The 19,173-nt window shown below is 62.7% G+C and carries 19 protein-coding genes; 10 read left to right on the forward strand and 9 right to left on the reverse strand.

Features of this window, described 5'->3' with window-relative positions:
* Window positions 1-61: 61 nt before the first annotated feature.
* A complete protein-coding gene (locus ACUN9V_RS00080) occupies window positions 62-958 on the reverse strand; it encodes a LysR family transcriptional regulator (protein WP_445509869.1) in 897 nt (298 codons plus the stop codon).
* A 143-nt stretch (window positions 959-1,101) separates the two neighbouring features.
* Between ACUN9V_RS00080 and ACUN9V_RS00085 the strand changes: the two genes are divergently transcribed.
* Together ACUN9V_RS00085 and ACUN9V_RS00090 are read left to right on the forward strand one after the other, a co-directional pair.
* Entirely contained in the window at window positions 1,102-1,755 is a 654-nt protein-coding gene (locus tag ACUN9V_RS00085; protein ID WP_445509870.1) for a glutathione S-transferase family protein, read from the forward strand.
* A 28-nt stretch (window positions 1,756-1,783) separates the two neighbouring features.
* Entirely contained in the window at window positions 1,784-3,496 is a 1,713-nt protein-coding gene (locus ACUN9V_RS00090; protein WP_445509871.1) for an FAD-binding oxidoreductase, read from the forward strand.
* 99 nt (window positions 3,497-3,595) lie between these two features.
* Here the strand turns inward: ACUN9V_RS00090 and ACUN9V_RS00095 are convergent, their stop codons facing one another.
* Window positions 3,596-5,101, reverse strand: a complete 1,506-nt coding sequence (locus ACUN9V_RS00095) for a PQQ-dependent sugar dehydrogenase (protein ID WP_445510350.1) — start codon at window positions 5,099-5,101, stop codon at window positions 3,596-3,598.
* A 23-nt stretch (window positions 5,102-5,124) separates the two neighbouring features.
* Window positions 5,125-5,553 (reverse strand): DUF2231 domain-containing protein, encoded by a 429-nt coding sequence (locus tag ACUN9V_RS00100; protein WP_439285979.1) that lies wholly within the window; start codon window positions 5,551-5,553, stop codon window positions 5,125-5,127.
* A 179-nt stretch (window positions 5,554-5,732) separates the two neighbouring features.
* Here ACUN9V_RS00100 and ACUN9V_RS00105 point away from each other — a divergent pair, with 179 nt between their 5' ends.
* Together ACUN9V_RS00105 and ACUN9V_RS00110 are read left to right on the forward strand one after the other, a co-directional pair.
* On the forward strand, window positions 5,733-5,873 hold the full coding sequence (locus ACUN9V_RS00105; protein ID WP_445509872.1) for a DUF2256 domain-containing protein: 141 nt from the start codon (window positions 5,733-5,735) through the stop codon (window positions 5,871-5,873).
* Between the two features lie 112 nt (window positions 5,874-5,985).
* Window positions 5,986-7,686 (forward strand): mechanosensitive ion channel family protein, encoded by a 1,701-nt coding sequence (locus ACUN9V_RS00110; protein WP_445509873.1) that lies wholly within the window; start codon window positions 5,986-5,988, stop codon window positions 7,684-7,686.
* A gap of 28 nt (window positions 7,687-7,714) precedes the next feature.
* Here the strand turns inward: ACUN9V_RS00110 and ACUN9V_RS00115 are convergent, their stop codons facing one another.
* Window positions 7,715-8,083 (reverse strand): hypothetical protein, encoded by a 369-nt coding sequence (locus ACUN9V_RS00115; protein ID WP_075562478.1) that lies wholly within the window; start codon window positions 8,081-8,083, stop codon window positions 7,715-7,717.
* A 433-nt stretch (window positions 8,084-8,516) separates the two neighbouring features.
* Here ACUN9V_RS00115 and tmpT point away from each other — a divergent pair, with 433 nt between their 5' ends.
* Window positions 8,517-9,194 carry a thiopurine S-methyltransferase gene (tmpT, locus tag ACUN9V_RS00120; protein WP_445509874.1) on the forward strand — a complete coding sequence of 226 codons (678 nt, stop codon included), beginning with the start codon at window positions 8,517-8,519 and terminating at the stop codon, window positions 9,192-9,194.
* On the opposite strand, the gene ACUN9V_RS00125 is transcribed toward tmpT, so the two are convergent.
* Both ACUN9V_RS00125 and ACUN9V_RS00130 read right to left on the reverse strand, forming a co-directional pair.
* The gene (locus ACUN9V_RS00125) at window positions 9,110-9,787 is read right to left on the reverse strand and encodes a LysR substrate-binding domain-containing protein (RefSeq protein ID WP_445509875.1); all 678 of its coding nucleotides are present in this window, start codon (window positions 9,785-9,787) and stop codon (window positions 9,110-9,112) included. The genes tmpT and ACUN9V_RS00125 overlap by 85 nt on opposite strands.
* Complete coding sequence (locus tag ACUN9V_RS00130; protein WP_445509876.1) at window positions 9,739-10,071, reverse strand: LysR family transcriptional regulator; 333 nt, start codon at window positions 10,069-10,071, stop codon at window positions 9,739-9,741. The genes ACUN9V_RS00125 and ACUN9V_RS00130 overlap by 49 nt, the downstream gene beginning before the upstream one ends.
* 167 nt (window positions 10,072-10,238) lie before the next feature.
* Between ACUN9V_RS00130 and ACUN9V_RS00135 the strand changes: the two genes are divergently transcribed.
* From ACUN9V_RS00135 to ACUN9V_RS00145, 3 genes are all read left to right on the forward strand, one after another.
* Window positions 10,239-10,979, forward strand: a complete 741-nt coding sequence (locus tag ACUN9V_RS00135) for an SDR family oxidoreductase (RefSeq protein WP_445509877.1) — start codon at window positions 10,239-10,241, stop codon at window positions 10,977-10,979.
* A gap of 22 nt (window positions 10,980-11,001) precedes the next feature.
* Window positions 11,002-11,235, forward strand: a complete 234-nt coding sequence (locus ACUN9V_RS00140) for a tautomerase family protein (RefSeq protein ID WP_075562481.1) — start codon at window positions 11,002-11,004, stop codon at window positions 11,233-11,235.
* Between the two features lie 227 nt (window positions 11,236-11,462).
* Window positions 11,463-11,849 (forward strand): ester cyclase, encoded by a 387-nt coding sequence (locus ACUN9V_RS00145; protein ID WP_075562482.1) that lies wholly within the window; start codon window positions 11,463-11,465, stop codon window positions 11,847-11,849.
* Between the two features lie 125 nt (window positions 11,850-11,974).
* On the opposite strand, the gene ACUN9V_RS00150 is transcribed toward ACUN9V_RS00145, so the two are convergent.
* Genes ACUN9V_RS00150 through ACUN9V_RS00160 form a run of 3 tightly spaced genes read right to left on the reverse strand, consistent with a single transcriptional unit; the run spans window position 11,975 to window position 15,915 of the window.
* The gene (locus ACUN9V_RS00150; protein ID WP_445509878.1) at window positions 11,975-13,225 is read right to left on the reverse strand and encodes an MFS transporter; all 1,251 of its coding nucleotides are present in this window, start codon (window positions 13,223-13,225) and stop codon (window positions 11,975-11,977) included.
* A gap of 57 nt (window positions 13,226-13,282) precedes the next feature.
* Window positions 13,283-14,509: an MFS transporter gene (locus ACUN9V_RS00155; protein ID WP_445509879.1), complete on the reverse strand. Its 1,227-nt coding sequence runs from the start codon at window positions 14,507-14,509 to the stop codon at window positions 13,283-13,285.
* A complete protein-coding gene (locus ACUN9V_RS00160) occupies window positions 14,506-15,915 on the reverse strand; it encodes an O-antigen ligase family protein (protein ID WP_445509880.1) in 1,410 nt (469 codons plus the stop codon). Before ACUN9V_RS00160 ends, ACUN9V_RS00155 begins: the two co-directional genes overlap by 4 nt.
* Window positions 15,916-16,214: 299 nt before the next feature.
* Between ACUN9V_RS00160 and ACUN9V_RS00165 the strand changes: the two genes are divergently transcribed.
* Together ACUN9V_RS00165 and ACUN9V_RS00170 are read left to right on the forward strand one after the other, a co-directional pair.
* Window positions 16,215-17,078 carry a glycosyltransferase family 2 protein gene (locus ACUN9V_RS00165; protein WP_445509881.1) on the forward strand — a complete coding sequence of 288 codons (864 nt, stop codon included), beginning with the start codon at window positions 16,215-16,217 and terminating at the stop codon, window positions 17,076-17,078.
* Between the two features lie 59 nt (window positions 17,079-17,137).
* A complete protein-coding gene (locus ACUN9V_RS00170) occupies window positions 17,138-19,162 on the forward strand; it encodes an alginate lyase family protein (RefSeq protein WP_445509882.1) in 2,025 nt (674 codons plus the stop codon).
* Window positions 19,163-19,173: the final 11 nt, after the last annotated feature.

Below are 19,173 nucleotides of genomic sequence, written 5' to 3' on the forward strand. Positions count from 1 at the left end.
CATCCGGGGACTCGCCCAAGTTCGAAGATGGGCCATCGTTTTGGTCGGCTCCTCTTTGACCTCAACGCAAACCCTCGATCTGGCGCAGTCGCGGTGCTGCGAAGTCTATGAACGCTCGGACTTTTGCCGCAGCTCGGCGCCCTTCGACATGTACGAAATGGATCGGCAACGGGGCGGGTTCGTATTCCTCCAGCACGGCCTGGAGATCGCCGGACTCAAGATCGGGCCCAACCTGGTAAGAGAGCACGCGGCACAGGCCCCAGCCTCGTCTGGCGATATCGATGGATGCGGCTACGCTGGTGACCGTGAGTCGAGGATTCACCCTGATGCTCTGTGTTCCTTCCCGCCCAAGTCGCCACTCGTCGAGGGGAGGCGTTGATCCACTCGCAACCATCCGATGAGAAACGAGATCGCTCGGCGTCTGCGGGCGACCCCGCGTGGCGAAATAGTCCGGCGAGCCGCAGATGACGCGGCGAACTTGGCCGATCCGGACGGCGGAGAGCTCGGATGAGGGCAGGTGGCCGATACGCACGGCGATATCCAGGCCTTCCTCGACCAGGTTGACGATGCGGTCGACCATCAATACGTCGGCGCGAACCCGGGGATGCTGGTCGAGGAACTTGGTCAGAAGCGGCGCGACATGGATTCGCCCGAACTCTTGCGGACAGGTGATTCGCAGCTGTCCGACCGGCGTGTTGGCCGCGCCCGAGGCCATGTCGTCGGCGGCTTGCAGATGCGCGAGGATGTCGCGCACTTCCCCGAGATAGGCCCGGCCGGCTTCGGTCAACCTGACCTGTCGTGTCGAGCGGGTGAAAAGCCGTGCGCCGAGGGTGGTCTCGAGGGTGTTGATGGCTCGCGTGGCGGAGGGTGCGCTGAGCCCGGTGGCGCGGGCTCCTCTGGCGAAGCTCTCGGCTTCGGCAACGGCGACGAAAACGTTGAGGGCCTGGAGGCGGTCCATGATGTCCAGCTTGGCTCGAGAGGAGTGATAATTTCAGAATATAAAATAGTTCCTTTCAAAATACGCCTATTCTTTCGTAATCCAAGTGGTTCTAGAGTGACGGCTCCGATCACCCGATCATCATCGCCATGAGGGAGCCTGTCATGTCGAACGCCGACCTTAAAACCAACGCCCTTACCGATCAGCCCGTACAGCTTTATCGCAACCCCAAGTCGGGCCATTGCCACCGCGTCGAGCTGATGCTGGCCCTGCTGGAGGTACCCTACGACACCGTCGATCTCGACATGGCCAACGGCGCTCACCGCGAGCCCGCCTATCTGAAGCTCAGCCCGCTGGGGCAGGTGCCGGCGATCGAGGACAACGGCATCACGCTGGCGGATTCCAACGCCATCATCACTTATCTGGTCGAGCGTTACGGTGATCCTGCCCTCTGGATCGGCAACGAGCCGCTCGAAAAAGCTCAGGTGCAGCGCTGGCTCTCGATTGCGGCGGGCGAAATCGCCGCCGGCCCCTGCGCCGCGCGCCTCGTCACCGTGTTCGGTGCCGCGCTCGATCATGAGGCGGCGAAGACCAAGGCGCATAAACTTTTCGTGATGATGGACGCCCATCTCGACGGCCGCGACTGGCTGGTAGCCGACCGGCCGACGCTGGCCGATATCGCCGGCTACAGCTATATCGCCCACGCCCCGGAGGGCGGCGTGAGTCTCGATCCCTATCCGCACGTCCGGGCCTGGCTAGCGCGTATCGAGGCGCTGCCCCGCTTCATCGGCATGGCGCGCTCGCCGGTGCTGGCCTGAATCGAGGACGTTCGGACGGAGGTCGGTCATGACACGCGAAACGATGCTTTCCCAAGAGACGACTCTCCAGGAGACGCCGTTCCACCAAGGCGAGCTCGAAGCGCAGCGGCGCGCCGGCGTGGAAAGTCTGGCCAGTTCGGCCGGCAGCTTCATCCGTGACCACATGCCCGAGCAGCATCGCGAGTTCTTCGCTCAGTTGCCGTTCATCGTCATGGCCGCCGGCGATGCGCGGGGGCGCACCTGGGTCACGCTGCTGGAGGGCGACGAGGGTTTCATCGAGACGCCCGATGCGCGGACGCTGACGATGGCAGCTGCGCCCGATGCCCAGGACCCGCTAGCCTCGGCAGTCGTGGCCGGGGTGGATGTGGGCCTGCTCGGTATCGAGCTGGCAACGCGTCGCCGCAACCGGCTCAACGGAGTGGTTCGATCAGCGCAGGGGCGTTTGGTCGTCGAGGTGCAACAGAGCTTCGGCAACTGCCCACAGTACATCCGCGAGCGCGTGTGGCGGCGCGTCGCGTCCGGGGCCGCGCCGGCCGCCGCCGTCTCCGAGCGACTCGATAGCGGGCAGCGTGCGCGAATCGCCGCGGCTGATACCTTCTTCATCGGCTCCGTCTCCGGCTCTGTTTCCGATCCCGGTTCGGCCCACGATTCGAACCGGGAGCCAGGCGCGAGCCGGGGTTACGACGCCTCTCATCGCGGCGGCGAGCCCGGCTTCGTACAAGTGACCGAGACCGGAACGCTGCGGATCCCGGACTACGCCGGCAACAACTTCTTCAACACCCTCGGCAACCTGATTCAGGATCCCCGGGTGGGACTGCTGTTCGTCGATTTCGAAACCGGCGGCCTGCTGCAGATCACTGGCCGGGCCCGCATCGACTGGGCTCCGCAGGAGAGCCAGGGAGAGAGCCTCGATCCGAACGCCAAGCGCTGGATCGAGGTGAGCGTCGAGCAGGTCGTCGATCGGCCGGCCACGCTGGCCCTTCGATGGCGTCGGGAAGACGAGGCCCCGCTGCGGCTGACGGTCATCGACAAGGTGGCAGAAAGCGACCAGATCACCTCTTTCTACCTGGCCGAGCCCGAGGGTGGCGCGCTGCCGCCATTCCAGGCCGGCCAGCATCTGGCGGTCGAACTGGATATTCCCCAGCATTCGGGTCGGGTCGGTCGCAGCTACTCGCTCTCGGGATCGCCAACCGACGGGACCTACCGCATCAGCGTCAAGCGCGAGGAGCGGGGCACAGCGTCGCGTTTCCTTCACGACGGAATCGCGATCGGCGACCGAATCGCGGCACGCCCGCCGTCGGGGGAGTTCGTCTTGCCGTCCCGGCGAGGGCCGCTGTTGCTGGTCAGCGCCGGGGTAGGGGTCACGCCAATGCTGGCCATGCTGCACGCGGTGGTAGCGGAAGCGGAGAACGAAGGGCCACCGGTCTGGTTCGTGCACGCCACGCGTAACGGCGCGACGCACGCCTTCCAGGCCGAGGTCGGGGCATTGTTGGCCCAATCCGACAGCGTGACACGACGTATCTTCTATAGTGCACCGCGCCCGAATGACACGGCAGGTGTCGATTACGACATCGAAGGGCGAATCATCGCAGACTCTCTGCTCGAACTCGGCGCGGGGCCAGAGGCGAGCTATCTGCTCTGCGGCCCGGCCCGGTTTCTCGCCGAGATCAGCGCCGGGCTGGAGGATCTTGGTGTCAATGCGAATCGGATCGATTTCGAGACGTTCGGGCCGGCGGGATGAGAAGTGCGGAGATCAATAAAAACACCCCGAGAGAGGGATCCCGTCGGGGTGTCGTGCTAACGCATTACTGCATCAAGTCATCGTGAAATGACGACTGGTTCAGTTGGAGTCGGACTCCTGGTTGGAGCCGGACCCCTGGTTGACGCCGGAGTATCCTTCCTTCGGCATCTCGGATTCTCCCCCGGTCGCATCCTTATTGGGCTGTACAGACGCTTCGTCAGCCGCGTCATCGTTCTCCCCTGTGGATTCACTATCAGAGGGCGCTGCGTTATCCGTCGCCGTGGCGGAGGTCCCGGCGGTTGTGCCTTGGCCCTGCGACGAGCCGGCACCGTCCCGCGTGACACGCCACACCGCGTTGGTTAGATCGTCGGCGATGATCACCGAGCCATCCGGCGCCACGGTCACGCCGACCGGGCGGCCACGGGTGCGGCCATCATCGGTGAGGAAGCCGGAGACGAAGTCGATGGGATCACCAGCCGGTTCGCCGTTCTGGAACGGTACGAACACCACCTTGTAGCCCCTCGGATCCGCTCGGTTCCAGCTGCCGTGCTCGCCGACGAACGCGCCGTCAGTAAATTCACCGCCGACGGCTTCGGTCGAGAAGGCGAGGCCGAGCGGGGCAACGTGCGAGCTCAAGCTGTAGTCGGGTGCGATGGCCGATTTCACTTTGTCCGGATCTTGCGGCTTCACCCGCGGGTCGACGTGCTGCCCCCAGTAGCTGTAGGGCCAGCCGTAGAAACCGCCTTCCTGGATCGACGTGAGATAGTCGGGAACCAGCTCGGGGCCTAGCTCGTCGCGCTCGTTGGCGACGGCCCAAAGTCGATCCGTGTTCGGCTGCATCGCCAGCGCCGTGGGGTTACGTACGCCGGTGGCGTAGGCGCGATGTGCGCCGGTCTCGGCGTCGATCGCCCAGATTTCGGCCCGGTCGACTTCGGCTTCCATGCCGCGCTCGGTGATGTTGCTGTTGGAGCCGATACCCACGTAGAGCGTCTGGCCATCCGGACTTGCCGCCAGCGACTTGGTCCAGTGGTGGTTGATCTTCTCGGGAAGCGGGGTCACGACTTCGGGGTCGCCGCTGGCCTCGGTCTGACCTTCCTGGTAATCGAACCGGACGAGCGAGCCTTGGTTGGCGACGTAGAGTTCGTCATCGACCAAGGCGAGGCCGTAGGGCGCGTCGAGGCCGTCGGCGAAGACCGTCTGTTCCTCGTAGGTGCCGTCCCCATCGCTGTCGCGCAGCAGCGTCAATCGATCGCCGCCCTTGACCGAACTCTTGCCCTTGGCCTTGATCACGCCGGCGATGAAATCTTTCGGCTTCGTCTTGGGGGCGTGACCGCCACTGCCCTCGGCGACCAGAATATCGCCGTTCGGCAGCACCAGCGTCTGGCGTGGGATCTTGAGGTCGGTGGCGATGGCCTTGATGCTGTAGCCATCCGGCACCGTCGGCAGCTTGTCATCCCAGGGCGCCTTTTCGGGCACGCCCATGTTGGGCAGAAGCCCCCGCTGCGGGTCGGGCAGCTCTGGGTTGGCGCCGTATTGCGGCTCCCCTTCAGCGGCGTTAGCGCCGCCGGCCAGCAACAGGATCGAAAGCGGTGCGGCGTAACGCATGCGGGCAGATCGGTTGATGTGTCTCATGAATGACCTCCGGTCTTGCGGCTGGTGAATCCGATCCAGATGGCGATAAGGGAAAGCACGGCGACGACGACTGACAGGATCAACCCGGTCGGCATCATCGCCCAGGCGTCCCTGGCGTGGACCAGTGCATTGATGAAGCCGAGAACCCAGGTCACCAGCAACAACACGAAGTAGAGTACGGAAAGGCCGCGACTACCGGCGGGTCTAAAGATCCCGATCAGTGCGCAGATCATCGCAAAGCCACAGAAAACCAGCCCGCCGGCAATCAGCCAGGAAGAGAAGGTGCTCCACAGTATTTCAAAGCTCGTCGAGTACATGTAGTCGCTCAGGGCGGCCCCCAGGAATAGGGGAAAGGCGCCGGCAAGCAACATTCCATGGAGTGGATTCGGCCCGGTTCGGACGGGTCGTTCGGCAGTGGCTATCATGGCAAATTCCTTTTGCGGTCGGTCGCAGACGTCGCTCGAGCAGGGGATCCGCAGCGCGAATATCAGAGTGCCCGACTGCAGTGTAGTCGACTGGCGGGCAAGCGGGCGTCAGTGCAAACTCCTGCGGTCATGATAGTGCGACACAGGATCGCTACCGATTAACCGACATGCGAAGCGTTATGTCCCATCAAAAGCCCAATCTGCCGACCAAGGTTTGTCCCGTTTGCCAGCGATCTTTCACTTGGCGCAAGAAGTGGGCGCGCGACTGGGAGAACGTTGTCTACTGTTCCGAGCGCTGCCGGCGCCAAGGGCGCGGTTGATTGTCGAGGCGATCCCGCACGCGGGATTGACCCACGTGATGGACGCGCCCCGGCGAAGGCGGGATGATCCGACTGAGATACATGGACGATTCACGGGATCGGTGACGCGCGGATGAAAAGAATGGGCTCATGGCGGCAATGGTTGGTGGCCGTATCGATATTGCTGGTTTCCGGCCTGTGTATGGCGCAGTCGCAGGACGAGGGCGGCCAACAGTGGTACCGGGTCGATTCGCTCAACGCCGGGCTGAGCCAGGCGTCGGGATCCGTTTCTCTCAGAACGCCCCGGGAAGCGATGCGCAGCTTTCGCGACCTGACCGACAAGGGCGACTTCGAGGCGGCGGCACATCTCCTCAATCTGGCCGATCTGACACCGGCGGAGCAGCGCGGAAGGGGCGCCGAACTGGCGCAGCAGCTCTCCGAGATATTTCAGCGGGGCAAGTCGATCCGGATTTCCCGTCTGTCGGGGCGTCAGGATGCTGCCATCGAGGATCCTACCGGAGAGAGCCCTCATGCCGGCGAGCCGCGCCGGGATATCGAGCTGGCGTCTCTCGAGGCAGATGGCGACACCTACGACATCCGGCTGGGTCGCTATCAGGTCGGGAACGAGGAGCCGGTCTGGCTGATCAAGCCCGAAAGCGTGGCAGCGATCCCGCCGCTCTATGAAGAGTATGGCCCGCGGGCATTCGAGCGCCATATCCCCGAAAGCCTCAAGCACTCCTTCGGCTTGCTCCGTATCTGGGAGTGGATCGCCATCCCGCTGGTGCTGCTGGGCATCGCGCTGATCGGCAAGGGCGTCTACCGGCTGATCGAAGTCGTGACGCGCTGGTTGCCTTCCGGCTCGCCGAGCATCTTCGCCAAGCAGATTCGCGGGCCTGTGGCGCTCATCGTGATGTCGCTGCTGACGCAGGCGCTGCTCGATTACGTCGTCTCCTTTTCGGCGGCGGCCACCATTACGCTGCGAGTCGTGCTGATCGCGATTCTGGCCTGGGGCACCGGGGCCGTCGGGTTGCGTCTGGTCGATACCATGATGCTGAAGATGACGCGGCGTCTTGCCGGCCAGATCGACGATTCCAAGCCCCAGGACGATCGCAAACTGCTGACCACGCTCTACGCGGTGCGCCGGATCATCATTCTGATTCTGGTGACGGCGGTCACGCTCTACGTGCTGGGGCAGATTCAGCTCTTCGAGACGATGGGGCTGTCGATTCTGGCTTCGGCCAGCGTGCTCGCGGTGCTGGTGGGTGTGGCGGGTCAGGCCGTGCTCGGCAATATTCTGTCGTCGTTCCAGCTGTCCTTGGCGAAACCGATCCGGGTCGGCGATCTGGTGATGTTCGAAGGCCAGTGGTGTTACGTCGAGGGAATCTTCTACACCCATATTCGGCTGCGACTCTGGAACGAGCGACGGCTGATCGTGCCGGTCACCTATTTCGCGTCGAAAGCGTTCGAGAATCTCTCCTCCAAGAGCACCAAGGAGTACCGGAGTCTGGCGCTGACGCTACATCTGAGCGCTGATATCTCGATTCTGCGGGACAAGTTCCTCGAGTACGCCAAGGCGGAAGACAACGTCATCGAGCATCACAAGCTGCTCTGCTGCGTGACCGACCAGACCGGTCCGGCGCAGACCGTGACCTGCTATCTGATGACGGTCGATCCGCTTTCGGGTTGGGCCGCCGAAGTCAGTGTCAGAGAGAAGTTGCTCGCCTTCATCCGCGACGAGCATCCGGAATGGTGGCCCAGAGATGTGGTCGTGATCAGCCATCGGGATATCGCCCGCGGGCACGCCACCGGCGATGAAGGAGAGACTGCGGCGTGAACGTCTGACGGTCCGTCCAGAGCTGAGATCAACGGCAGGCTTCCTCGCCGTCGGCCCACAGCCAGTAACCGGCCCCGAGCAGCAGTCCCGCGATCAGACCGGGCCCCGTCGCGGCGCCCGCCAGCACGGCCAGGTTCCAGCCGCCCGCCCCCATGGCGGCCGTTTCCACGCCGTAATGGGCGCATGCCTCATCGACGCCAGCATATTCATGCAGCGAATACTTGATGCCTTGCTTCACCCCAATGACCGCCAGCGCTGACAGGTACGGATCGCCGATGGGCGAGAGTATCGGGTTGGCCTCTGTATATCCGTGATCCAGGGCGTAGGCGGTGGTGGAGGCGTCCAGCGCCGTTCCCAGCCCGGGGCCGCGGGTCGTCGCGCAGCCGCTGAGTGTCACGGCCGTCAGTGCGGCCCCCGTGAAGAGTAGCGAGCGAGTCAGTGTCGAGCGTTTGATGGGGTAGTCCTCGGGTATCGGCCAAAGATTGGCGTCACGGTAATGGCAGAGCCGTCTTCCTGGTCGATGTCAGATGGACTCTTTCAGCCCGCTGATACCCAGACGATTCCGCACCCAGCGACCGCTGGATTCGCGGCTAGTCATCGGCCCGGCGGGTGGCAAGCTTTAATTAGGATTTGAGTTTTTTATCTAGATGTTTATATGTCGCTGCCATGGCTGATATTTTTCTGCTCAGCGGCCCTTGGCAACTCGGCAACGTCATGGGAGGGGCAGGGTTCCGGGAAGAGCGGGGCCTGAAAAGCTCATGCCTGGGCGAGCAGCCGGCTCGAACAAAAGCGGTTAAGCTCCAGATTCGATCGACGAGGGAGGCGGCGATATGCAGCACGATTTCTGGCAGGCGCGGTGGGAAAGCGATCAGCTCGGCTTTCATCTCGCCTTCGTTCATCCGATTCTCAAGCGCAACCTGGCGAGTTTCGGACTGCAGGCCGGTGCGCGGATCTTTCTTCCGCTCTGCGGCAAGACGCTGGATATCGGCTGGTTGCTGGATCAAGGCTATCGCGTGGTCGGCGCCGAACTGAGCGAGATCGCGGTCGCCCAGCTGTTCGAGGATTTGAAGGTCGAACCCGTGATTGATGAGTGGGCCGGTGGCCGACGCTGGCAGCATGCCGGTCTGACCGTGTTTCAGGGCGATATCTTCCAATTGACGGCGCAGGATCTGAGACCGGTGGAAATAGGCCCGATCGATCTAGTTTATGATCGCGCCGCACTGGTGGCGTTGCCGCCCGCCATGCGGTCCGGCTACGCCGAGCAGATACTGGCGCTGAGCGATGCCGCGCCGCAGTTGTTGATCACCTTCGAATACGACCCCGCCGAGAAGGATGGCCCGCCGTTCCCGGTGCTACCCGCCGAAATCGAACGGCATTATGCCTCTCGCTACACGCTCGAGGAGCTGTCGAGAAAAGACGTGCTTCAATCGTCGCTCAACTTTCGCGAGGCCGGCGTGACGCGATTCGTCGAAGTCGCGTGGCGGCTGTCGCCGAAACAGTCAGCGTAGAGCGTCGTCACCCACTCCAGAAAGACGCGAACTCTGGGCGAGAGCTGGCGCCGCTGCGGGTAGACCGCGTAAAGCGGCAGGGTCGGCTTTTGCCACTCGGGCAGAATTTCCACCAGCGCGCCGCTGGCAAGATGAGACGCCAGGCTGAAGCGGGGTAACTGGATCAGCCCGAAGCCTTCCACGGCGCTCACCACGTAGCTCTCGGCATCGTTGACGGTCAGCCAGCCGCCGGTGGTGAAGGCACGTGTCTCGCCGTCGACGATCACGTCGAGGGTTCTGTCCGGGGCCTTGAACCCGGAGACGAAATGAATGCCGTGATGGTTGCGGAGCGTTTCGGGCGTGCCCGGCGTTCCCATCCGTGCCAGGTAGGCCGGGCTCGCGCAGATGACCTGCTCCAGTGTCGCCAGGTGCCGGGCGATCAGGCTGGAATCCTCGGGTTCGCCGCTGCGCAGCGCGCAGTCGATCCCTTCCCCGACCAGATCGACACGTCGATCGCCCGTGGTGATGACTAGCTCGAGTGCGGGGTAGCGCGCGTGGAAGGCGTCTAGCCGCGGCAGCACGATTCGGCTGGCGTGCGTGCCATGCAGCTCCACACGCAATACGCCCGCGGGCTGTCCGCGACCGGCTGCAGAATGGCCTCGGCATCCTCGAGTTCCGCCAGAAGATGCACGCAGCGTTCGTGGAAGGCCTCGCCTTCGGGTGTCGGGCGGACCTGACGCGTGGTGCGTTCCAGCAATCTCACGCCGAGCCGGGCTTCCAGTTGCTGAATCGCCAGCGTCGCCGTGGCACGGGGAATATCCAGCGCGTTGGCCGCTCGAGTGAAACTGCCGCTTTCCACGATGCGCACGAAGAGCGTCATCGCCTCGAATCTGTCCATCGAGATTATTGGCCTGTGCTGAATAGTGTTGGCAGATTAGCCGATTTATTCATTTCAAAGAAACACCAATACTGGATCTGGTTCGCTTGGCCTGTTCGCCCGCAAAGCGCGGTTGCCAGGCATGTTTTTGAAATCTCTGTCTATCGGAAAGCAATAGGAGTCGATTGATGACGAATACCGTACAAAAAGTCGCCCTGGTCACCGGCGCCTCTCGGGGCATCGGCCGTGCTATCGCGCTGCAGCTGGCCGCCGATGGCTTCGCCGTGGTGGTCAATTATGCCGGCAACAAGACGCTCGCCGAGCAGGTCGTTGCCGATATCGAAATCGAGGGTGGCCGCGCTTTGGCGGTCCAGGCCGATATCGCCGAGACGAGCGCCGTCACGCAGTTGTTCGAGCAGACGCTGGCGACATTCGGGCGGCTCGACGTGGTGGTCAACAATGCCGGCATGATGCAGATGGCCAAGATGACCGCCGACAACGTCGAGATTCTCGACAGGACGCTGGCGACCAACCTGCGCGGCAGCTGGCTGGTGATGGCGAAGGCCGCCGAGGTGCTGCAAGAGGGCGGTCGTATCATCGCGTTCTCCTCCTCGGTGCTGGGCAAGTCGTTCCCCGGCTACGGGGCCTATATCGCCAGCAAGGCAGGCGTCGAAGGCCTGGTAAAAGTTCTGGCCAACGAGCTGCGGGGTCGCGAGATCGCCGTCAACGCCGTGGCGCCCGGGCCGGTGGGCACCGAGCTGTTCTTCGAAGGCAAGAGCGAAGAACAGGTCCAGTCGATCGCCAACCTGTCACCGTTCGAACGTTTGGGCCAGCCGGAGGAAATCGCCGACGTTGTCTCGTTTTTGGCCGGGCCGCAGGGCCGCTGGATCAATGGTCAGATCCTGCGCGTCAACGGCGGCATGGTTTGACGCCATTCAATGGAGAATCCTGATGCCATTTGCTAACTATAAACTTCCGGTGGGTCTTCTCGATCACGCGCGTAAGGAAGAGATCATTCATCGCACGACAGAAATGTTCGTCGAGTATTTCGGTGAAGCGGTTCGCCCCTACACCATGGTGTTAGTGGAGGAGGTCGCCGATGGTGGCTGGGGGCGCGCCGATGAAACCTTGACGCTGGAGAAGATGGGCCTGGTGCCCGGCAAGGGATCTCCTGCCCCTGAGTGAGACCGCGCCGCCGGTCACGACCGGCGGCGTTTCGCACGACCTCATTGCACTCCAGACGTTCGAGATCGCCGAACCCTCATGCTCGACAGATACCGGTATGATCGTCAACGACGGGGCATCGCAGAGAATATCGGAAAAATTCGCTTCTTCCTGCTGGCGCGCAGAGGCCGCGCGCGCCAGGCTCTCAAGTATCACGATCCTCGCTTTTTCGACTACGGAATAACGACATGACCGAAGAAGAACTTTCCACTCTCTACCGACGCTATATCGCGTGTCTCAATGGACAGGATTGGCCGAATCTAGGCGTATTCGTCGATGATGGCGTACATCACAATGGCCGCCCAATCGGGCTCTCGGGTTACCGTGAAATGCTGGAAAGGGACTTCTCGGAAATCCCCGACCTTCACTTCGAGATTCAGCTGCTGGTTGCTGACGCGCAAAGCGTCGCCAGCCGGCTTCGCTTTCACTGTACGCCCAGAGGAAACTTCCTCGGTCTGCAAGTGAACGGCAAGAAGGTGCTTTTTACCGAGAATGTCTTCTACGCCTTCAACAACGGAAAAATTGCAGAGGTTTGGTCGATAATCGACAAGCTGGCGATCGAGGCCCAACTTTGAGGGTTGTCGTATTTGGGTATAGAGAGCTGATGTTTGGCAGAACGACGCGCCTAGGCCCGTCACTTTGATGCAAATGATGGAACGCCGCCGACAATCGGCGGCGTTCGATCATCTGTGCTTAGCGCTTAGCTAGAAGCGGGCGTCGGCGTTCTAGCGAACAGACGAATCATCAGGGCGCCCAGTGCCGATACCGTGGCCAGCGCGATCACGCCCGGCCAGCCCCACGCACCGAGCAGGTAGCTGCCTAGCGCGGACCCTGCCGCCATGCCGATGAAGACGAGCGTGAACATGACCGCGTTGAGCCGGCTGCGGGCGGCGGGGTCGAGGCCGTAGATCAACGTCTGGTGGGAGACGAGCGTGGCCTGGATGCCGAAATCGAAGCCCAGCGCGCCGATCACGATCAGTCCCAAAGCCCATGGTGCCGACAGCCAGGGTTCGGCGGCCATTGCCAGAAACGAGACCACCACGATCGCGCTGCCGATCCGCGTGACCTGATGCGGGCCGCGGCGGTCGGCCATGCGCCCGGCGAGCGGGGCAGCCAGCGCTCCGGCGGCGCCGGCCAGCCCGAACGCACCGGAGACCGCGCTACCCAGTTGATAGGCGTCGAGCAGATGGATCGAGAGTGTCGACCAGAAGGCACTGAAAGCGACCGAGAGCAGCGCCTGCGCGGTGGCAGCGCGACGTAGCTCCGGCTGATCACGCCAGAGGTGATAGAGCGTCGCCAGCAGCGCGCGATAGCTGAGACTCGAGGTCGACTCGAACCGCGGCAGGCCACGCCACAGCGCCACGCCGATCAGCACGATCAACCCCGTGGCGATGAAGAACATGGCGCGCCAGCCCAACGCCTCGGCCACCACGCCGCTGACGACTCGCGACAATAGAATGCCTAGCAGCAGGCCGGTCATGACAGTGCCGACGACCTTGCCGCGTTCGCGGTCGGCAGCCAGCATGGCGGCGGCGGGCACGATGTCCTGAGCGATGGTGGCGGTCAGGCCCACTGCCAGGCTCGCCACCAGCAGCGTCGCGATCGACGGTGCCAGCGCGGTTGCCAGCAGCGCCAAGGCCAGCAGCGCGGCCTTGATCACGATCAGCCGGCGGCGATCGACGCGATCACCCAACGGAATCAGCAACAGAATGCCCAGCGCGTAGCCAAGCTGGGTCAACGTCGGAATCAGGCCGGCCGTGCGCGCGTCGATATCGATATCCGCGGCCAGAATGCCGAGCAGCGGCTGCACGTAGTAGAGCGACGCTACGCTGAGCCCGGCGCTGATTGCCAGCAGGATGATCAGACGGCGCGGTACCGATGGAGGCTGAGCGTGCTCGCTCGAGGGTGAAGCCGAAAGCGTATTCGTCGCGCTCGGGGATGAAGGCGCCATGAGGGAGTCCTGAGTGACGGGTTGGGATTTGGAGAAGATTCGTCGCGGGGCTCGCGGTCAATCCACTGAAGACTGGCGACGCCGTTGCTGCAGGATCAACCGTGCGGCGACCGCCGCTGCGATCAAGCCGGAAGCGGCAGCCACCATCATCGCCCAGCGCGGTCCGGCGTGGTCGGCCAGCCAGCCGACGATCGGGGCGCCGAGCGGCGTGCCGCCCATGATTACTGCCATCCGCAAAGCCATGACCCGTCCGCGCATGGCAGGGTCGGTCGTCAGCTGCATCAAGGCGTTGGACGCTGTATTGAAGGTCAGCGCGGTGAAGCCGGTCAGCGTCAGCATGGCGGCGAAAACGACCACGTTGGGCGCCGCCCCCGCGAAGGCGCAAAAGATACCGAAAGCGAGAGTCGAGACGGCCAGTAGCCGCATTTTCGGCTGTTCGCGACGGGCGGCCATCAGCGAGCCGCCCACCGAGCCGATCGCCAGGGCCGAGGTAAGCACGCCGTACTGATCGGCGCCGCCGTGGAAGATGGAGACCGACATCGTCGAGATGTAGATCGGAAAATTGAAGCCGAAGGTGCCGATCAGAAACAGCATGACCATCATTGCCTTCAGATCGGGGCGGCGCCACACGTAGCGAAAACCTTCCAGCAGACCGCCGGCGCGGCGACCGGGCTTCAGTGAGGTGTAGAGCTCGCCGGTGCGCAGCAGGAACAGCGAGCCAAGCACCGCGGCGAACGAGCCGGCGTTGATCAGAAACACCCAGCCGGTGCCGATGGCGGCGATCAGAATGCCGGCCACTGCCGGGCCGATCATGCGGGCGCTGTTGAACGAGGTCGAGTTGAGCGCGACGGCGTTGGCGAGATAGCGCTCGCCAACCAGATCATTGACGAATACCTGGCGAGCCGGGCCGTCGAAGGCGGTGACGCAGCCAAGGCCGAGGGCGAATGCATAGACCTGCCACAGCGTCACCACGCCGGTGATGGTGACCAGACCGAGACCCAGCGCCAGCAGGCCTAGCAGTGCCTGGGTCAACATGATCAGCCGGCGGCGGTCGAAGCGGTCCGCCGCGTAGCCGGTGAACGGCAACAGCAACAGCTGCGGGCCGAACTGCAGTGCCATGGTGATGCCCACGGCGCTGGCGTTGTGATCGGTGAGCACCGTGAGCACCAGCCAATCCTGGGCGACGCGCTGCATCCAGGTGCCGATATTGGAAACCAGCGCGCCGGCCGTCCAGACCCGGTAGTTGTAGATTCGCAGCGAGCGGAAGAGACGAGTATCGCTCATGGTGGAGACGGCAACCGAGACGCGGCGCTAGAACGCTCTAAACGGTTCAGGCGTTCACGCATTCGGTAGGTGTAGGCGATCGCGCCGATTGCGCCGACGAGATAGATACCGGTGGAGTAGGAAACATAGCTCTCGAAGGCGTTGACCACTGCCCAGAACAGGAAGAACAGCGCGAGGAAAATGGCGATATCGGTCGGCATCAGACGACGTTTCCAGCTCGTCCAGGCGGCGGTTCCGACCGCCGCGATGGTCGTCACGTAGAGAAGTGCGCCCACCGCGCCGTTAGCGATGAGCAGCGTGACGTAGCTGCTGTGGAAGTGGCGCAGGCCGCTTCGCTCGACCACCGCGCCCAGCGTCGTATCCTCGACGGGATTGGTGCTTTCCAGCAGCAGAGGAATGTGGCTCTTGGGCCCCCAGCCGAACCAGGGCTTTTCCTGGAATAGCTGAAACGCGTAGTGCCAGGCATGAATGCGGAAACCGATACTGCTGCTCGGAACGGCACTGAGATCGCCGCGCAGGACCGCACCGATCACTTCGTGCTCGGCGCTCAGCCGCTGAACGATACGGTCGCCGAAAGCCATGGCCACGGCGAGCGTGATCAGGATGCCGCATAGGATCGCGACGATCAGGTAGCGGTTCAGATTGCCCTGGTCGGTCAGCCCGCGGCGCCAGGCCAAAAGCGCGCCCAGCAGCGCCACGCCGACGACCACCAGGATCGCCAGCCAGGCCGCCCGCGTCATGCTGAAAGTCCAGGCGGCGACAGCCCAGATCGCGATCAACAAAAAAGCAGACCGCGCCAGGCCTTGGCGCCATCCGTGCGAGTTCGCGGTGGCGCGAAAGAAGCGCCGCGCGAAGCAGGCCTGGGCGATCATGATGACGCCGGCACAGACGCCGGCGTGCTGCCAATTCTTGAATCCCAGCGTGGGGCGCTCGCCTGCCGCCATGAGCTGCATCAGTTCGTGGGGTGGCTCCCCGCGGACCAGCGATCCGACCACCATACCCACGATGAGCACGGCCAGTGCCGCAAGCGTCAGCGAGGTTCGCCCGGCCAGAATCCAGGCGATGGGGAGAATCATGAAGACTTTCGTCAACCCCCGCATATCGTCTATCTGGCCGCCGGCATAGTCGGGAAACAGCGCCATGGCTGGAGGCAACGTGACCAGCTGGACGAGTAGCCATAAGCCCAGCAACACCCATAACGGGTCGAGAAAAGCGCTGCCGCGCCTTGGCTGGCTCGCCAGGGCGACGACGTAGGTCAACATCAGCAGCGGTTCGAAACTGCGCGAGAAATCGAAGGCCAGGACCCAGGTCGATAGATAGCAGAAGAGCGAAATCAGGCCGATGGCATGGCACCAGCGCGTCGTTTTGTTGGCGTGCCAGGCAATGGGCAGTGACGGTACGAGCATGGGGTGTTCCGGGAAACGGATAGGGCGGCTGCGGTGTGCGACGAGCTTGGGATGTGGCACCATGTTAGCTGCTTGTTACGCGCGCCGATACTCGCTGTGACATTATTCAGAGGACTCGCGCGGCATGGTCTGCGCGTCCCGTGACTTCCTGCGAAGACGAATATTGGCTCCAGGAACCGCATGGCAATAGTGATGCGGCCGACGAGGGTAACGAAGGAAAGACGGTATCGTCTGGCTGCCTTGGCAAGGTTTCGAGAGAGCCCAATGCAACGTTTCGCAAGCAGGTGGTTTACAAGAAGATGCTGACGATAGTGGTCCCTGTCTATCGTCAATGGCAGATGGTGGAAAAGCTACTCGAATGTCTGCTTGGTCAGACGCTGCCCGTTGATCGCTTCCGGATCGTGCTGGTCAACAACGAACAGGACTTCGATGCCAGTGGCTTCGTGAAGGGTAATGTCGAGGTGCTCGAATGCCGCATCCCCGGTTCCTACGCTGCCCGCAATCTGGCCGTGGATCGCTGGATCGACGAAACGCATTGGTTCGTCTTCACCGATGCGGATTGCCAGCCGGAAAACGACTGGCTGGAGCAGCTGTTGGCGGCTATCGATGATTGCGGAGAAGATCCAGGATTGATCAGCGGGGACGTCGTCATGGTCCCCAGCGAGCCGCATCCAGGCTGGGCGGAAATCTATGATCTGGTCAAGGGCATTCCTCAACGGGAGTATTCGGAGCGAGGGTTCGGCGCAACCGCCAATCTCGCGGTTGCGGCCGACGTCTTTCGCCATGTCGGCGCTTTTGATGCTGCTGCCTTTTCCGGCGGGGATCGGCTTTTCTGTCTCAAGGCGCGACGTCATGGTTACGCGCTGAAATATCAGCCGCTCGCCCGCGTTCATCACCCCGCACGATCCGGGTTCGATGAAGTTCTGCGTAAAACGTGCCGGGTGAGAGGGGGGCAGATCACCCGCAGCCGAGGCTGGAAACGTTGGGCCAGAATCGCCTATGCGCTCGCGCCGCCGTTGTTACCACTGAAGCGGCTATGGTGCCGGCGCGATCAGCCCAGGCGCTACCGCCTGATCGCCGGGGTGATACAGTGCCGGCTCTGGATGGCAGAGATGCCGGAGATTTACAGAATTCTTAAAGGAGGGCCGGCTGAGAGACGCTGAATCGACCAGTGATCTCTCATCGAAGCCCATCCAGGACTTGCCAAGGAAGGAACAGAGCCATGCTGGCGATCGAAAAGGCCCTTTTTCTCAGCCTCTGTAGCGGCCTTTCGGCCGGCTACCAATGGCGCAGGCGGCTTTCCGCTCCCGTGTCCGACGATCGCATCCCGCCGACCGTCCTGCTCGACGGACGTCAGCTTGCGGAGCTGGCGGCGCTTTATCGTCAAGGCGACGCCGAGGCGCTGGAGATCGTCCGGAGTCTCCAGGCGCGCGCCGATGCCATTCTCGAGAAGCCAGTCGTGCGTGTGACAGACAAGGGTCCGGTGGCGGGCGGCGAGTCTCCCAACGGCGAATCTCCCAACGGCGAGTTCCCTAACGACTATCGCAGTCTGGCCAAGTACTGGTGGCCCGATCCGGCCGCGGATGACGGGGCGCCTTATATACGCCGCGATGGCGAGGTCAACCCCGCCTGTTACGCCGATCATTTCGATGCCAGCCGAATGGTATTTCTGGCGGAATCGCTCCAGGTGCTCTCTCTTGCGACCTGGTTCACGGGAGACGCCGCGTATCGCGAGCGCGCCGTGGCACAACTCGAAGCCTGGTTCGTCACCCCCGAGTCGCGTCAGTCTGCGCATTTCCAGTTCGCTCAGATCATCCCAGGTCGATCTAGCTTACAGCCGAGCGGCCTGATCGAAGCGCGGCACCTGATCTACGTCACCGAATCGATCCTGCTGCTGGAAGGCGCCGACGCCTTGCCGGCATCGCTCTCGGCAGCGCTGAGAGAGTGGTTCCGTGAACTGCTCGCGTGGTTTCGGACCAGCGACAAGGGGCTGGCCGCCGGCAAGGCGAGTAACAATGTCGCGCTTTGGTACGATCTGCAGTGTCTCGCTTACGCCTGGTTCGTGGATGACGATACGCTCGTGCAATACATCGTCACTGAGGTGGCTGTCACGCGGCGGGAAGATCAGGTCGACCTCGACGGTTCGTTGCCGGCCGAGCTCGACCGCGCCAACCCGATGGATTACGTCGCTTTCACGCTGGCGGCGATGTCTCAATTGTCCCGGTACGGCGACGCAACGGGCGTGCCGATCTGGAGTCAGACCGACGGCGACGGACGCAGCTTCCAGCGCGCGCATGAGTGGTTCATCCAGCAGGCCGAGGTCAAAGAGAGTCGTGAGGCCAGTCAAGGCTTGCTGGACGAGGCAAGATCCTCGGATCAGCAGGGTCAGGTCGTGTCACGACTCGGCGAAACCGGAGACCTGGTTCTGCAATTGGCCATGGTCAATCGGCTGGCGGATGCGCGTCGGCGGATGCTCGAGGTTCGAGATCGACAGACGAAACGGAAAACGGTGCGCATTGCAGAGCTCGAGCGAGAGCTGGCAAGCAGCGAGAAAAAATTGAAGACGCTGACGCAAAAGCAGGGAAAGGAAGCGGAACAAATCATGGAAGAGAACAAGCAAGCCAGCGCTCGTCTGGAGCGATTGGAGAAAGAGCTCGTCAAGGCGAGAGAAGCGCGTATCAAGGAGCTTCAGGACGTCATTCATCGCCAGGAGGAACAGGCCCGCGATGGTGAGAGGCAGCGCGAGCTTCAGCAGCAGGTCAAGGATCAGAAAGAGAAACTGGCCCAGCTCGAAACGAGATTTCGAGACGCCAAACGTCAGTTCGATACGCGGTTTGCAGAGTCGGAAACGGCAAAAGACGCGCTTGCCGGCGAGAATGATCGGCTCGAACGCGAACTCAAGCAGCGTGACACCGATAATCAGAAACTGAAGGAAAAGGAGAAGCGGTTTGGCGAGCTGCTTAAGAGCAACGAAAAAGAGCTCGAGAAGCTGCTCAAGGCGTTCCGGGAGCGCCCGAAAGCGAGTGCAGTCGATGACGCGAAGCAGCGCGAAGAGATCAAGAAGCTCAAGCAGGAGTTGCGAGGCCAGCAGCGCAAGGTGGCACGTCTGCAGGAGACCGCGGATCGACAGAAACTGCGTGCCGATAATTTCAAGGAACGCAGCGACAAAATTCTGAAAAGCCGTTCCTGGCGCATGACCGCCGTCCTGCGCAAGCTGACCGGAGGCGATTCGGGAAAAAAGCGCTGACCCGGACAGGA

Source organism: Salinicola sp. V024 (genome assembly GCF_052645315.1).

Coding starts and splice junctions, on each gene's coding strand:
- ACUN9V_RS00140 (WP_075562481.1), top strand. CDS start 11,002: ATGCCATTTGCTAACTATAAACTTCCGGTGGGTCTTCTCGATCACGCG.
- ACUN9V_RS00100 (WP_439285979.1), bottom strand. CDS start 5,553: ATGATAGCCACTGCCGAACGACCCGTCCGAACCGGGCCGAATCCACTC.
- ACUN9V_RS00080 (WP_445509869.1), bottom strand. CDS start 958: ATGGACCGCCTCCAGGCCCTCAACGTTTTCGTCGCCGTTGCCGAAGCC.
- ACUN9V_RS00150 (WP_445509878.1), bottom strand. CDS start 13,225: ATGGCGCCTTCATCCCCGAGCGCGACGAATACGCTTTCGGCTTCACCC.
- ACUN9V_RS00110 (WP_445509873.1), top strand. CDS start 5,986: ATGAAAAGAATGGGCTCATGGCGGCAATGGTTGGTGGCCGTATCGATA.
- ACUN9V_RS00145 (WP_075562482.1), top strand. CDS start 11,463: ATGACCGAAGAAGAACTTTCCACTCTCTACCGACGCTATATCGCGTGT.
- ACUN9V_RS00090 (WP_445509871.1), top strand. CDS start 1,784: ATGACACGCGAAACGATGCTTTCCCAAGAGACGACTCTCCAGGAGACG.
- ACUN9V_RS00130 (WP_445509876.1), bottom strand. CDS start 10,071: ATGGACAGATTCGAGGCGATGACGCTCTTCGTGCGCATCGTGGAAAGC.
- tmpT (WP_445509874.1), top strand. CDS start 8,517: ATGCAGCACGATTTCTGGCAGGCGCGGTGGGAAAGCGATCAGCTCGGC.
- ACUN9V_RS00170 (WP_445509882.1), top strand. CDS start 17,138: ATGCTGGCGATCGAAAAGGCCCTTTTTCTCAGCCTCTGTAGCGGCCTT.
- ACUN9V_RS00155 (WP_445509879.1), bottom strand. CDS start 14,509: ATGAGCGATACTCGTCTCTTCCGCTCGCTGCGAATCTACAACTACCGG.
- ACUN9V_RS00095 (WP_445510350.1), bottom strand. CDS start 5,101: ATGCGTTACGCCGCACCGCTTTCGATCCTGTTGCTGGCCGGCGGCGCT.
- ACUN9V_RS00135 (WP_445509877.1), top strand. CDS start 10,239: ATGACGAATACCGTACAAAAAGTCGCCCTGGTCACCGGCGCCTCTCGG.
- ACUN9V_RS00085 (WP_445509870.1), top strand. CDS start 1,102: ATGTCGAACGCCGACCTTAAAACCAACGCCCTTACCGATCAGCCCGTA.
- ACUN9V_RS00165 (WP_445509881.1), top strand. CDS start 16,215: ATGCTGACGATAGTGGTCCCTGTCTATCGTCAATGGCAGATGGTGGAA.
- ACUN9V_RS00105 (WP_445509872.1), top strand. CDS start 5,733: ATGTCCCATCAAAAGCCCAATCTGCCGACCAAGGTTTGTCCCGTTTGC.
- ACUN9V_RS00160 (WP_445509880.1), bottom strand. CDS start 15,915: ATGCTCGTACCGTCACTGCCCATTGCCTGGCACGCCAACAAAACGACG.